The following is a 13,639-nucleotide window of genomic DNA, read 5'->3' as shown; positions in this document are numbered from 1 at the left end:
GCGGTCAACGCCGCCGCTTCCCGGACGGGCGACCGGCCTTGGCACCGGGACGCCCACCACGCGGGCCCGTGCCCGCCGCGACCGCGTGCTTCGGCTCGGCCGGGACGTCCTCGCCCGCAGCCTTGGCGGCGGCGCGCTCACGGCGCTGCCGCACCTTCGCCGCGTGCTCGCGGTACTTCGGGTCGCGCATCTTGAAGTCCACCAGCAGCGGCGTGGCCAGGAAGATCGACGACACCACGCCGGCGATCATGCCGACCATCTGCACCAGCGCCAGGTCCTGCAGCACGCCGACGCCGAGCAGCCCGGCGCCCACCACGAGCAGACCGATCACCGGCAGCAGCGCGATCACCGAGGTGTTGATCGAGCGCATCAGGGTCTGGTTGACCGCCAGGTTCGCCGCCTCGCCGTAGGTGCGGCGGGTCAGCCCGAGCAGGCCGCGGGTGTTCTCCTTGACCTTGTCGAAGACCACCACCGTGTCGTACAGCGAGAACCCGAGGATGGTCAGCAGGCCGATGACCGTGCTCGGCGTGACCTCGAAGCCGACCAGCGAGTAGATGCCCGCGGTGACCACGACGTCGTGCAGCAGCGCGACCAGCGCCGCCACCGCCATCCACTTCTCGAAGTAGAACGCCAGGAAGATCGTGACCAGCACCAGGAACACGCCCAGTGCGATCAGCGCCTGCTGCGTGATCTCACCGCCCCAGGTGCCGCTGACCGCGCTGTCGCTGATGACCTGCTCGCTCGGTCGGCCCTGCACGTCCAGCGGCTGCACCTGGGTGAACAGCGACTGCTTGACGGCTGCCACCTGATCCGGGGTCAGCGCCGAGGAACGGATCTGGATGCTCGTGTTGGCCCCGGCGCCGACGATCTGCACCGTCTCGGCCGGGTGGCCCAGCGCGTCCTGGAATGCGTTCTGCACCTGGTCGGTCTGGATCGGCCCCTGGGCGCCGACGGCGGGCAGCTGGAGCTTGGTGCCGCCCTCGAAGTCGATGCCGAGGTTGAAGCCCTTGAATCCGATGGCTCCGAGGCACACGAGCACGAGCAGGCCCAGCGAGATGTACCACCGGGCGCGCTTGCCGATGATGTCGAAGGCCCCGGTGCCGGTGTAGAGGCGGTGGAAGACGCTTTCGCGCCGTGCGCCTTCGGTTCCTGGAGTCGTCACCTTCACGCCTCCTTGGCGGTGGTCGCGGCCTTGCGGGCGGCCCGGGTCTGGTCACCGAGCCGTTGCACCGCCCCCAGGCCGGAGACCGAGGGCTTGGACAGGAACTTGTTCTTCGAGGCGATCGCCACCAGCGGGTGCGTGACGAGGAAGACCACGACCAGGTCCAGCACCGTCGACATGCCCAGCGTGAAGGCGAAGCCCTTCACCTGGCCGACGGCGAGCACGTACAGCACGGCGGCGGCCAGGAAGCTGACCGCGTCGGCGGACAGGATCGTGCGCCGCGCCCGCGTCCAGGCGCGCGGCACGGCCGAGCGGAACGTGCGACCCTCGCGGATCTCGTCCTTGAGCCGTTCGAAGAACACGATGAACGAGTCGGCGGTGATGCCGATCGCGACGATGAAACCGGCGATGCCCGCCAGGTCGAGGGTGAAGCCGACCCAGCGGCCGAGCAGCACCAGCACGCCGTAGACCACGCCGCCGGAGAGCACCAGCGACAGGACGGTCAGGATGCCCAGCAGCCGGTAGTAGAGCAGGCAGTACACCGCGACCAGGATCAGGCCGATGCCACCGGCGATCAGGCCGGCCTCCAGCGAGGCCACGCCGAGGGTCGCGGAGACCGTCTCGGCCTCGGACTGGTCGAAGGCCAGCGGCAGCGAGCCGTACTTGAGGATGTTGGCCAGGTCGGTGGCGGTCTCCTGGTTGAACTGCCCGTTGATGCTGGCGTTGCCGCCCAGCAGGGCCGTCTGGATCTGCGGAGCCGACACGACCTCGGTGTCCAGCACGAACGCGGCCTGCTGGCCGACGTTGGCGGAGGTGAAGTCGGCCCAGACCTTGGCGCCTTCGCTCTTGAAGTCCAGCGACACCGTCCAGCCCGGCTGCCCGGCCTGCGGGTTCGGCGGCACGGCCTGCGAGTTCGCGATCTCCTTGCCCGGCAGGAACACCGGCTCCAGCAGGTATTTCTGCTGGCCCTCGCGGTCGCAGGTCACCAGCGGCAGCTTCGGGTCGTCGTTGCCGCGCAGCGGGTCGTCCGCGGTGCAGTTCAGCGTCTGCAGCGCCTGCAGCTGGACGTTCGGGTCGGTGCTCTGCCGGAGCGCCTTCGCCTCGTCGATGGCCTTCTGCTGGTCGCCCGGGCCCTGCTGCTGCGCGGCCTGCGGGGTGGTTCCCGCCGGCGGCTGCGCCGCGGGCACCGCGTTGACGACCTTGCGGAAGTTCAGCTCGGCGGTCTGCCCCAGCTGCTTGGCTTCCTCGCCGCCCTCGCCCGGCACGGTGATCACCAGGTTGTTGCCGTCCCGGGTCACCTCGGAACCGCTGATGCCCATGCCGTTGACGCGGGTCTCGATGATCTGCCGCGCCTGGTTCAGCGCCTCGTTGGTGGGCGGCTGACCGTCCGGCGTGCGGGCCGTCAGCGTCACGCGGGTGCCGCCCTGCAGGTCGATCCCGAGCTTCGGCGTCGGCTTGCCGTCACCGGTGAAGAACACCAGTGCGTACAGCCCCACGACGATCAGCGCGAAGATCGCCAGATAACGCCCTGGGCGAATCTGCCCGGCCGGAGGTGCCACGGTGCGTCAGTCTCCTGTCCACGGTCCGTATCGGGTGCGCGGTCGGTTCGCGTAGGCGTCGCCTACCGAACTGCGCAAGCTGTGACGAGCGGTTCCGCCCGCTCGACGCCAACCTACAGCCGGGCTCGCCAGGTTCCCCGATCGGCGCGATCTGTTGGCGATCTTCGCCACCAATGGTGGCGGATCGCCGAATTCCTTCGGTCCAGTCTGACAGGCCGGGCGCAGGCTCCGGCGATCCGGGTGGCGACCGTGCGTTGATCGACGACTACGCACGGACGCGGGCCCGGAAACCCGGTGCCCGCGTCACGACCTGGCGGCGACGAACCCGCCCGCCGGGCGCCCTGCGGCGCCCGGGGGAGGCGTTGCGCCTGCTGTCAGTTGGTCTTCTGCTTCTCGATCGGCTCGGCGATCTCGGCCTTCGACTCGGGGACCGCGGCCTCGGCCGGGGCCTCCTCGGTCTTCGCCGACTCGGTCGACTCGACCGCCTCGGCGGCCGGGGCGCTGTCGGTGGTGACCTTCTCGCGGACCGCGGCGCGCACCCAGGTGGTGGTCATGCCCGGGGCGAGCTCCAGGTCGATGGTGTCGTCGCTGGTGGCCACGACCTTGCCGAACACGCCGGAGGTGGTCATCACCTTGTCGCCCGGCTCGATCGAGTTCTGCAGCTTCTGCTGCTCGGCCACGGCGCGCTTCTGCTTGCGGGCCTGCAGGAACAGCGGCACCGCCAGCAGGACGATCAGCAGCGGAAGAATCAGGGATTGGAGGTCCATCGTGCTCCGTTCAGCGGACGCTTCGGGGCCCAGCCCTCGCAGTACTGCGCCCGAATTGTTCGGATGTTCTGCCCCAGTGTGCCAGGTCAACTCGGGTCGACGTCCTCTCCCGCTGGGAACCAGGAGAGTCTCCCCGCTCTCGCGCGGGGCGCGGTTCGTGCCTGCCGCGCGGCACACCACCCGTCCGGTGGTGCCGCCTCGCGCGGTTCACCACCACCGAGCGGGACGTGAGGAGGATAACGTCACGCCGCAAGCACGGACCAGCGCCCCGGCTGCGAGCCGATGGCTGGGCGACGCACACAGTATCGGCGATTTGTCACTATTGGATCACTCGGCGAAGAAGTCGGTCTGCGCCTCGCCGGGCGCGTGCTGCGGCGGCGTGAGGCCCACGTGCTGCCACGCGGCGACCGTCGCGACCCGGCCGCGCGGGGTGCGGGCGATCATGCCCGCGCGCACCAGGTAGGGCTCGCAGACCTCCTCGACCGTGCTCGGCTCCTCGCCGACCGCGACCGCCAGCGTCGAAACCCCCACCGGGCCGCCGTGGAACGACTTGACCAGCGCGGCGAGCACGGCCCGGTCCAGCCGGTCCAGGCCCATCTCGTCGACGTCGTAGACGGCCAGCGCGGCGCGCGCGACCTCGCGGTCGACCACGCCGTCGGCCCGCACTTCCGCGAAGTCGCGGACCCGCCGCAGCAGCCGGTTGGCGATCCGCGGCGTGCCCCGGGACCGGCGGGCGATCTCGGTCGCCCCGTCGTCGCGCAGGTCCACGCCCAGGATCCCGGCCGAGCGGCGCACCACCAGCTCCAGCTCCGCCGCGGAGTAGAACTCCATGTGCGCGGTGAAGCCGAACCGGTCGCGCAGCGGCCCGGTCAGCGCTCCGGACCGGGTGGTGGCCCCGACCAGCGTGAACGGGGCCAGCTCCAGCGGGATGCTGGTCGCCCCCGGTCCCTTGCCGACCACGATGTCCACCCGGTAGTCCTCCATCGCCAGGTAGAGCATCTCCTCGGCGGGCCGGGCGATCCGGTGGATCTCGTCGATGAACAGCACGTCGCCCTCGGCGAGGTTGGACAGCATCGCCGCGAGGTCGCCGGGGCGTTCCAGCGCCGGGCCGGAGGTGACCCGGATCGAGGCGCCCAGCTCCGTCGCCATGATCATCGACAGGCTGGTCTTGCCCAGCCCGGGCGGGCCGGAGAACAGCACGTGGTCGGGCTGCTCGCCGCGCTTGAGCGCGCCGTGCAGGACCAGCTCCAGCTGCTCGCGCACGCGGGACTGGCCCACGAACTCGCTCAGCTTGCGTGGGCGCAGCGTCGTCTCGACGTCCTGATCGCCCAGGTCCTGCTGCGGGGTCAGGGCGACGCCGTCAGCGGACGGCGGCCATTCGTCGTTGTCCTCGTGCATCAGGCCGGCCTCACTTCGGGCCCAGCGTGGCCAGCGCCTTGCGCAGCACCGCCGAGGTGTCCAGGTCACCGTTGCCGGCGGCCAGCACCGCCTCGACGCTCTGCTCGGCCTGCTTGGCCGAGAAGCCCAGCCCCACCAGCGCCTCGGAGACCTCGGAGCGCACCCGGCCGCGATCCGCCGAGGCGGCCGGCCCGGCCGCGGTCCCGGCCACCACGCCGACCTTGTCGCGCAGCTCCAGGATCAGCCGCTCGGCGCTCTTCTTGCCGATGCCGGGCACCTGGGTGAGCACCGTCAGGTTGCCGTCGGCCAGCGCGTGGCAGAGCTGGTCGGGCGCGAGCACCGCGAGCGTGGCCAGCGCGAGCCGCGGGCCGACCCCGGAGGCCGTCTGCAGCAGCACGAAGAGGTCGCGGGCCTCGGCGTCGGCGAAGCCGTAGAGCGTCAGCGAGTCCTCGCGCACGATCAGCGACGTCCACAGCCGCGCTTCCTCGCCGCGGCGCAGGGCGGCCAGCGTCACCGGGGTGGCGTGCACCGCCATGCCCACGCCGCCGACTTCGATCACGGCGTGGTCCAGCCCGATGGACAGCACCGGACCCCGGACCGTGGAGATCATCGGGAAATCCCTCCTCATGGGCTAGTTCTGCGCAGGTGAACGCTCAGCGGAACCTCAGAACCCGCCGGTGGCCACCTTGCGCACGTGGGCTGAGCGGCTTCGCCGCTTCGAAGACGAACATCACGATCTTCGGTTGGCTTGCGCGGCGGCCTTCAGCCTGGCGCGGTGGTTCCGGGCGAGCTCGGCCGCCCTGGCCTCCGCCTCGGCGAGCCGGGCCGCCATCGGGGCGCGCCAGATGTGGCAGACCGCGAGCGCCAGCGCGTCGGCGGCGTCGGCTGGCTTGGGCGCTTCGGCCAGCCCGAGGATCTTGGTGATCATCATGGTGATCTGGCGCTTGTCGGCGCGGCCGGAACCGCTGACGGCGGCCTTGACCTCGCTGGGCGTGTGGAAGGCGACCGGCAGCTTGCGGCGGGCGGCCGCCAGCGCCACGATGCCCGAGACCTGCGCGGTGCCCATCACGGTGCGCACGTTGTGCTGGCTGAAGACCCGCTCGATCGCCACCACCTCGGGGCGGTGCGCGTCGATCCACTGCTCCACCACTTCGGACACCGCCAGCAGCCGGCTGGACAGCTCGTCCTCCGGCGGGGTGCGAGCCACGCCGACCGCGACGCAGGCGACCTCGCGACCGCGGCCGCCGTCGACCACGCCGAGGCCGCAGCGGGTCAGCCCGGGGTCGACTCCCAGCACGCGCACGACGCCACCTGCTCCCGCCTGATGAACACTCGTTCGAACCCTATCTAACCGCCAGCGCCCGCGACCACACCGACACGCACGCGCCTCACCCGACCGGGTCAGGTCGCGCGGCGTCCTCGCCGGTCAGGGACCGTCGGTCCCGGGCGTCCAGGATTCCGGGAGGCCGCTGTCGGTCAGGACCGGCTGGTACTCGCGGAAACCGCCCGGCGCGTCGGGCTGCCACGGGAACTTGCCGTCGTCCGGGCTGGAGGCGATCAGCTGCACCGCCGGGAAGTCCGGCCCGTTGTAGACCAGGAACGCGCTGCCCAGGTACTCCGGGTAGTGCTGCAGCGCGACCTTCTCGAAGGTGACCGGGCAGCCCTGCAGGAAGCCGTCGTAGAGCTGACCCGGCTGGAACCGCTCGCCGCCGCCGACCCGCTGCACGTAGGTGTTGACCACCGCGTGCGCGACCTCCTTGGGCAGACCGATCACGACGACCTCGGGCTTGCCGAAGCGCCGCCACGCGCCGACCGAGAACGCGTACGCCGCGCCGCTGTCGTCGCCCGCCACGTGCATCACCGCGGCCCCGTGCTTGTCCGCGGTGTTCACCATCCACTTGCGCAGAGCCTCATCCGTGTCGACCACGGCGCCATTCTGCCTGCGGAGCAGATCCGCTCCCGCCGCCACCCGGACGTCGGCCACTGTGGACACCGGCGGGAGCGGGCCGAGCACGCCGCGTGTCCGCCGGATCCCCGGGCCGACAAAAGCGACCGGCCCCGCTGCTGGGGGCCGGTCGCTCCATCGGTCACGGGCGGTGGCGATGCCGCCGCTGCGCAACGGTTACGCGTTGACCTCTTCAAGCACTGCGTCCGACACGTCGAAGTTGGCGAAGACGTTCTGCACGTCGTCGCAGTCCTCGAGGGCGTCGATCAGCTTGAAGATCTTGCGGGCCGCATCGGCGTCGAGCTCGACGTTGACCGAGGCCAGGAAGTTCGACTCCGCCGAGTCGTACTCGATGCCCGCCGCCTGCAGCGCCTTGCGCACCTCGACCAGGTCGGTCGGGTCGGCCAGGATCTCGTAGCTCTCGCCGAGGTCGTTGATCTCCTCGGCGCCTGCCTCCAGCACCGCGGAGAGCACGTCGTCCTCGCTGAGCCCGTTCTTCGGCAGCAGCACGACACCCTTGCGGTTGAACATGTAGGACACCGAGCCCGCGTCGGCCATTGAGCCGCCGTTGCGGGTCATCGCGGTGCGCACCTCGCCCGCGGCGCGGTTGCGGTTGTCGGTCAGGCACTCCACCAGCACTGCGACGCCGTTGGGGCCGTAGCCCTCGTACATGATCGTCTGCCAGTCGGCGCCGCCGGCCTCTTCCCCGGCGCCGCGCTTGCGGGCGCGCTCGATGTTGTCCATCGGGACCGAGTTCTTGCGCGCCTTCTGGACGGCGTCGTACAGGGTCGGGTTGCCCTCGGGATCGCCCCCACCGGTACGAGCGGCAACCTCGATGTTCTTGATCAGCTTCGCGAAGAGCTTGCCGCGCTTGGCGTCGAGGGCGGCCTTCTTGTGCTTGGTGGTGGCCCACTTGGAGTGGCCGCTCATCTCTCCTCCGTCTTTCTACGCCTGCGCCGCGGAACCAAGCCGCGCGCGGACGATCTGTACGAAATAGCGGTGCACGCGCTCGTCCCCGCCGACCAGCTCCGGGTGGAAAGCGGTGGCGAGCACCGGTCCCTGCTGAACCGCGACGATCCTACCGGCGGCCGCATCCCGCCCGGTGGTGTCCGGGTCATCGGGCCCCGAGTCAGGTACCGCGGCCAGCACCTCGACGTCCGCACCGACCTTCTCCACCCACGGTGCGCGGATGAACACCGCGTGTACCGGGCCGTCCGGGATGCCGGCGAATTCCAGGTCCGTTTCGAAGGAATCGACCTGCCTGCCGAAGGCGTTGCGCCGCACGACGACGTCCAGCGCGCCCAGCGGGCGGACCGCCGGCAGTTCCCGGTCCTCGTCGAGCACCTCGCGGGACAACATGATCATCCCGGCGCACGAGCCGTACGCGGGCAGACCCGCCGCGAGGCGTTCGCGCAGCGGCTCGTAGAGCTCGAAGGCGTCGAGCAGGCGGGTCATGGTGGTCGACTCGCCGCCCGGCAGCACGATGCCCTGCACCGCCGCCAGCTCCTCCGCTCGGCGAACCGGCCGGGCATCGGCCCCGCTGCGCTCCAGCGCGGCCAAGTGCTCGGCGACGCCGCCTTGCAGAGCGAGGACTCCGATCACGGGTTTCGTCACGGTTCCGATTCTCCTGCACTTCCGTCCACAACCGAAGGCCGGGATGCGCGGCCCGCAGGCCCCCGGCAGTCCGACTGCCGCAATTTCAATGGAAATCGAAGGTCCGATTTCCATTGAAATTGCGGCGACCTACCCCGCCAGGCCGGTGAGCCGCAGCAGGGCCGTGGTGGCCGCCGCGGCTGCCACCACCAACACGAACGGCGCCCGCCGCCAGGCCAGCACACCGCCGACCGCGACGCCCGCGAAGCGGGCCCAGCCGGCGAAGCCGCCGGACTCGAACGCGGTGCTGGTGGCGACGAAGGCGCCGAGCAGCACGATCGCGGCGATCGACAGCAGCTGCTCCAACCGCTCGGAGATCTGGATCCGGCCGCGCAGCAGCGGGCCGGCCAGCCGCATGGCGTAGGTACCGGCGGCCAGCGCGAAGATCACGCCGAGAGTCATCGGGCCTCCTCCCCCACCAGTCGCTTCGGCAGCGGCAGCGCGGCGGCGAGGCCGACCAGCGCGGCCATCACCGGCAGCCCCTCGGGCAGCACCGGCGTGGTCAGCAAGGCCACGAACGCGCCCACCGCGACCGCCCGCAGGGTCCGGAACTCCCGCAGCGACGGCATGATCAGGGCCAGCAGGGCTGCGGGCATCGCCGCATCCAGGCCGAAGGCCCCCGGATCGCCGACGCTCTGGCCGAGCAGGCCGCCGAGGAACACCGAGGGGGCCCAGGCGCAGTACAGGGCGATGCCGGTCAGCCAGTACGCGCGCTTCTTCTGCGCCGTGGTGCCCTGCGCCAGCGCGAACGCCACCGATTCGTCCACCATCAGGTGACTGCCGATCAGCCGGCTCGGCCAGCCGCGGTCCAGCAGGCCGCCGACCGCCATGCCGAACGGGAGGTGGCGGGCGTTGAGCATCAGGCCGCCGAGCACCGCGGTGACCGGGGCGGCGCCCGCGGTGACCAGGCCGACCACCATGAACTCCGAGCCACCGGCGAACACGACCGCGCCCATCAGCGTGATCATCCACAGCGGCACGCCCTTGCTGACCGCGATGGCGCCGAGCGACGCGCCGACGATGGCCATCGCCAGGGCCATCGACAGCACGTCGCGCACCAGCGCGTCCCGCCAGAATCCCGCTCGTGTTCGCTCTAACGTACTCACGTTCGTTATCCTGAACACCAAGGGCGTTGTTCGTCAAACCGAATCCAAGGACCGACAGAGCGAACAGGCATGAGTGAGACCGAGAACACGGCGGCCGCGCCGCCGCTGGAGACCATCGCCGCCTCCCTGCGCCGCGAACGCGACCGCGCCGGGCTGACCCTCACCGAACTCGCCCGGCGCGCCGGGATCGCGAAATCCACCCTGTCGCAGCTCGAATCCGGCACCGGCAACCCCAGCGTGGAAACGCTCTGGGCGCTGGGCGTGGCACTGGGCGTGCCCTTCAGCCGCCTCGTCGACCCGCCGACGCCGCAGGTGCGGGTCGTGCGGGCCGGCCAGGTCCCGCTCGTGCGCTCGGAGCAGTCGACCTACGCCGCGGCGCTGCTGTCCTCCGGCCGCACCGGGGCCCGTCGCGACCTCTACGTCCTCGAACTGGAGCCGGGCGGGGTCCGCCACGCGGACGCCCACATCCCAGGATCGGTGGAGCACGTCGTCCTGACCTCCGGACGCCTGCTGGCGGGCCCGGAGGAGAACCCGGTGGAGCTCGAGGTCGGCGACTACATCTCGTTCTCCGGCGACGTGCCCCACATGTACGAAGCCCTCGAACCGGCCACCCGAGCGGTCCTCGTCATGGAACACGCCTGACGCGCGGCCGGGGCGCCCGGAGGCACCCCGGCCGCGTCGGGGTCACCAGCCGCGCTGGGCGTAGCGCTGCTGCTCGGTGAGGTCGTCGAGGTTGATGCCGACCATCGCCTCGCCGAGGCCTCGGGAGACCTTCGCGATCACGTCCGGGTCGTCGTAGAACGTCGTCGCCTTGACGATCGCCTCGGCGCGCTTCGCCGGGTCGCCGGACTTGAAGATGCCCGAGCCGACGAAGACGCCCTCCGCGCCCAGCTGGCGCATCATCGCCGCGTCCGCCGGGGTCGCGATGCCGCCCGCGGTGAACAGCACGACCGGCAGCTTCCCGGTCCTGGCGATCTCCTGGACCAGCTGCACCGGGGCTCGCAACTCCTTCGCCGCGACGTAGAGCTCGTCCTCGCCGAGCACCGACAGCCGCCGGATGTCGGCGCGGATCTGCCGCATGTGGCGGGTCGCCTCCACGACGTTGCCGGTACCGGCCTCGCCCTTGGAGCGGATCATCGCCGCGCCCTCGGAGATCCGCCGCAGCGCCTCGCCGAGGTTGGTCGCGCCGCACACGAACGGCACGGTGTAGGCCCACTTGTCGATGTGGTTGACCTCGTCGGCCGGGGTGAGCACCTCGGATTCGTCGATGTAGTCCACGCCCAGCGACTGCAGGACCTGCGCCTCGACGAAGTGGCCGATGCGCGCCTTGGCCATCACCGGGATGGAGACGGCGTCGATGATGCCCTCGATCATGTCCGGGTCGGACATCCGGGCCACGCCGCCCTGGACGCGGATGTCGGCGGGCACCCGCTCCAGCGCCATGACCGCGACCGCACCGGCGGCCTCGGCGATCTTGGCCTGCTCGGGCGTCACCACGTCCATGATCACGCCGCCCTTGAGCATTTCTGCCATGCCGCGCTTGACCCCGTCAGTGCCGGTCCGGGCGTTGTTGGCGGTGTCCTTGGCGTCGACGGTAGTCACCTTCGGCCTTCCTGTCGTCCTGCTCTGCCGCGACCAGGCTATTCCCGAACTGGACCATTTCCACGGTCCACTAACCGCGATTTCCGGTAGTCCACTTCCCCGGTGGCGACATCACTCCCATGCCGGGTGACCACCGGCCTTGCACGACCCGAACACGAGGTGTGTGATCGGAGACACAGTCGGTCGCCGGGAGCTCGCAGGGGGTACTCATGGGCACGAAGCAAAGCGGCACAGTAGGAGGGCCGGCGATACCGGCCCCCTCAGATCCCGCGAAGATCCGCAACGTAGTGCTGGTCGGCCCGTCGGCCGCCGGCAAGACCACGCTCGCCGAGGCGATGCTGGCCGCCACCTCGACGATTCCCAGATCGGGCAAGGTCACCGAGGGCACCACGGTGTGCGACCACGAGCCCGCCTCGATCGAGCAGCAGCGGTCCATCGGCCTGGCCATCGCGCCGATGAACCACGGCGACGTCAAGATCAACCTGATCGACACGCCCGGCTACGCGGACTTCGTCGGCGAGCTGCGCGCCGGGCTGCGCGCGGCGGACGCCGCCCTGTTCGTCGTCTCGGCGACCGAAGGCGTCGACGCCGCGACCCGCGCGATCTGGCAGGAGTGCGCCGCGGTCGGCATGCCGCGAGCCGTGCTCATCGCCCGGCTGGACCAGCCGCGCGCCGACTTCGACACCGCGCTGCTGAGCTGCCAGGACGCGTTCGGCTCCGGTGTGCTGCCGCTGTACCTGCCGCACTTCGACGCCGACGGCGAGTTCTTCGGCCTGATCGGCCTGCTCACCGAGCAGATCTACGAGCTCGGCGGCACCGTCTCGGCCGACGAGCGGCTGCGCGAGCAGATCGACCGGCCGCGCGGCGAGCTCATCGAGGCGATCATCGCCGAGAGCGAGGACGAGTCGCTGATGGACCGGTACCTCAACGGCGAGCAGATCGACGAGGACACGCTGATCGCCGACCTGGAGAAGGCCGTGGCGAAGGGCGGCCTGCACCCGGTGCTGCCGGTGTGCGCGCTGACCGGGGTCGGCGTCCGCGAGGTGCTCGAAGGCATCCGGCGCGGCTTCCCGTCGCCGCTGGAGCACCCGCTGCCGGAGTTCACCGACCCGCAGGGCCGCGACCCGCACCCGCTCACCCCGGACCCGGCGGGGCCGCTGGCGGCCGAGGTCGTGCACACCTCGGTCGACTCGTACGTGGGCCGCGTGTCGCTGGCCCGGGTGTTCTCCGGCACGATGCGCCCGGAGCGCCCGGTGCACGTCTCCGGGCACGGGATGGCGGAGCGCGGGCACCCGGACCACGACGAGGACGAGCGGGTGGCGCACCTCTACTCGCCGCTGGGCGTGAACCTGCGCGAGGTGTCGCAATGCATCGCGGGCGACCTGTGCGCGCTGACCAAGATCGGCTCGGCCGAGACCGGCGACACGCTGTCCGATCCGTCCGACCCGCTGCTGCTCAAGCCGTGGCCGATGCCGGAACCGCTGCTGCCGATCGCGGTCACCGCGCACACCCGCAGCGACGAGGACGCGCTGGCGCGCAACCTCAACCGGCTGATCGCCGCCGACCCGAGCCTGCGGCTGGAACGCGACAGCGAGACGCACCAGCTGGTGCTGTGGTGCATGGGCGAGGCGCACGCGGAGGTGGTGCTGCAACGCCTGCGCGAGGGCGGCGCCGAGGTCGACACGGTGCCGGTGCGGGTGCCCCTGCGGCAGACCTTCGCCCAGCCCGCCAAGGGCCACGGGCGGCACGTCAAGCAGTCCGGCGGGCACGGCCAGTACGCGGTGTGCGACATCGAGGTGGAGCCGCTGCCGCGCGGTTCCGGCGTCGAGTTCACCGAGCGCGTGGTCGGCGGCGCGGTGCCGCGGCAGTTCATCCCGAGCGTGGAGAAGGGGGTGCGGGCGCAGATCGAGAAGGGCATCAACGAGGGCACCCCGCTGGTGGACGTGCGGGTCACGCTGGTGGACGGCAAGGCGCACAGCGTCGACTCCTCCGACGCGGCGTTCCAGGCTGCGGGCGCGCTGGCGCTCAAAGCCGCCGCCGAGCAGGCGGGGCTGGTCACGCTGGAACCGGTCGACGAGGTCGCGGTCCGCATTCCCGACGAGCACCTCGGGGCGGTGCTGGGCGACCTGTCCAGCCGCCGCGGCAAGGTCGTCGGCACGGAGCCGGAGGACAGCGGGTGGACCGTGGTGCGCGCGCACGTGCCCGCGAGCGAGCTCGTGCGCTACACGGTGAACGTGCGGTCGCTGAGCTCCGGCAGCGCGACCTTCACGCGGCAGTTCGAGAGCTACGAGCCGATGCCGGAGTCCCTCATCCCGCAGAAGTGACCAGGGCGCCCGGTCCCGTGGTCCCGCAATTTCAATGGAAATCGGACCTTCGATTTCCATTGAGGTGATCTCAGTGGAATGGGGGCTGAGGTCGTGAGGTGGTGTGTGCTGGGGGGGGTGAAG

At 71.1% G+C, this 13,639-nt stretch carries 14 protein-coding genes; 2 read left to right on the top strand and 12 right to left on the bottom strand.

Going from position 1 to position 13,639, the window contains the following annotated elements:
* Positions 1-4: 4 nt before the first annotated feature.
* From secF to AB0H93_RS33965, 11 genes are all read right to left on the bottom strand, one after another.
* Positions 5-1,168 carry a protein translocase subunit SecF gene (secF, locus tag AB0H93_RS34015; RefSeq protein WP_358578556.1) on the bottom strand — a complete coding sequence of 388 codons (1,164 nt, stop codon included), beginning with the start codon at positions 1,166-1,168 and terminating at the stop codon, positions 5-7.
* Positions 1,165-2,721: a protein translocase subunit SecD gene (secD, locus tag AB0H93_RS34010; protein WP_358578554.1), complete on the bottom strand. Its 1,557-nt coding sequence runs from the start codon at positions 2,719-2,721 to the stop codon at positions 1,165-1,167. Before secD ends, secF begins: the two co-directional genes overlap by 4 nt.
* A gap of 374 nt (positions 2,722-3,095) precedes the next feature.
* On the bottom strand, positions 3,096-3,488 hold the full coding sequence (gene yajC / locus AB0H93_RS34005; RefSeq protein WP_358578552.1) for a preprotein translocase subunit YajC: 393 nt from the start codon (positions 3,486-3,488) through the stop codon (positions 3,096-3,098).
* Between the two features lie 327 nt (positions 3,489-3,815).
* Positions 3,816-4,886 carry a Holliday junction branch migration DNA helicase RuvB gene (gene ruvB / locus AB0H93_RS34000; RefSeq protein WP_358578550.1) on the bottom strand — a complete coding sequence of 357 codons (1,071 nt, stop codon included), beginning with the start codon at positions 4,884-4,886 and terminating at the stop codon, positions 3,816-3,818.
* Between the two features lie 10 nt (positions 4,887-4,896).
* Positions 4,897-5,496, bottom strand: a complete 600-nt coding sequence (gene ruvA / locus AB0H93_RS33995; protein WP_358578548.1) for a Holliday junction branch migration protein RuvA — start codon at positions 5,494-5,496, stop codon at positions 4,897-4,899.
* A 120-nt stretch (positions 5,497-5,616) separates the two neighbouring features.
* Positions 5,617-6,189 (bottom strand): crossover junction endodeoxyribonuclease RuvC, encoded by a 573-nt coding sequence (gene ruvC / locus AB0H93_RS33990; RefSeq protein WP_358578546.1) that lies wholly within the window; start codon positions 6,187-6,189, stop codon positions 5,617-5,619.
* Positions 6,190-6,312: 123 nt separating this feature from the next.
* The gene (locus AB0H93_RS33985) at positions 6,313-6,780 is read right to left on the bottom strand and encodes a DUF4262 domain-containing protein (RefSeq protein ID WP_235883461.1); all 468 of its coding nucleotides are present in this window, start codon (positions 6,778-6,780) and stop codon (positions 6,313-6,315) included.
* Between the two features lie 228 nt (positions 6,781-7,008).
* Positions 7,009-7,761 (bottom strand): YebC/PmpR family DNA-binding transcriptional regulator, encoded by a 753-nt coding sequence (locus AB0H93_RS33980; RefSeq protein WP_358578544.1) that lies wholly within the window; start codon positions 7,759-7,761, stop codon positions 7,009-7,011.
* 15 nt (positions 7,762-7,776) lie between these two features.
* Positions 7,777-8,445, bottom strand: coding sequence for a pyridoxal 5'-phosphate synthase glutaminase subunit PdxT (pdxT, locus tag AB0H93_RS33975; protein WP_358578542.1), 669 nt, complete (start codon positions 8,443-8,445; stop codon positions 7,777-7,779).
* A 129-nt stretch (positions 8,446-8,574) separates the two neighbouring features.
* A complete protein-coding gene (locus AB0H93_RS33970) occupies positions 8,575-8,886 on the bottom strand; it encodes an AzlD domain-containing protein (RefSeq protein ID WP_358578540.1) in 312 nt (103 codons plus the stop codon).
* Complete coding sequence (locus tag AB0H93_RS33965; RefSeq protein WP_358578538.1) at positions 8,883-9,590, bottom strand: AzlC family ABC transporter permease; 708 nt, start codon at positions 9,588-9,590, stop codon at positions 8,883-8,885. Before AB0H93_RS33965 ends, AB0H93_RS33970 begins: the two co-directional genes overlap by 4 nt.
* Before the next feature lie 69 nt (positions 9,591-9,659).
* Here AB0H93_RS33965 and AB0H93_RS33960 point away from each other — a divergent pair, with 69 nt between their 5' ends.
* Positions 9,660-10,232 carry an XRE family transcriptional regulator gene (locus AB0H93_RS33960; protein ID WP_358578536.1) on the top strand — a complete coding sequence of 191 codons (573 nt, stop codon included), beginning with the start codon at positions 9,660-9,662 and terminating at the stop codon, positions 10,230-10,232.
* 42 nt (positions 10,233-10,274) lie between these two features.
* On the opposite strand, the gene pdxS is transcribed toward AB0H93_RS33960, so the two are convergent.
* Positions 10,275-11,192, bottom strand: a complete 918-nt coding sequence (pdxS, locus tag AB0H93_RS33955) for a pyridoxal 5'-phosphate synthase lyase subunit PdxS (RefSeq protein WP_132483549.1) — start codon at positions 11,190-11,192, stop codon at positions 10,275-10,277.
* A 209-nt stretch (positions 11,193-11,401) separates the two neighbouring features.
* Here pdxS and AB0H93_RS33950 point away from each other — a divergent pair, with 209 nt between their 5' ends.
* Entirely contained in the window at positions 11,402-13,516 is a 2,115-nt protein-coding gene (locus tag AB0H93_RS33950) for an elongation factor G-like protein EF-G2 (RefSeq protein WP_358578534.1), read from the top strand.
* The last annotated feature ends 123 nt before the right edge of the window (positions 13,517-13,639 follow it).

This window comes from Saccharopolyspora sp. NPDC050642 (genome assembly GCF_040654735.1).
GTDB lineage: Bacteria > Actinomycetota > Actinomycetes > Mycobacteriales > Pseudonocardiaceae > Saccharopolyspora > Saccharopolyspora elongata.
Note: the sequence above shows the minus strand (reverse complement) of the source record. Positions and strands in the feature narration are given on the sequence as shown.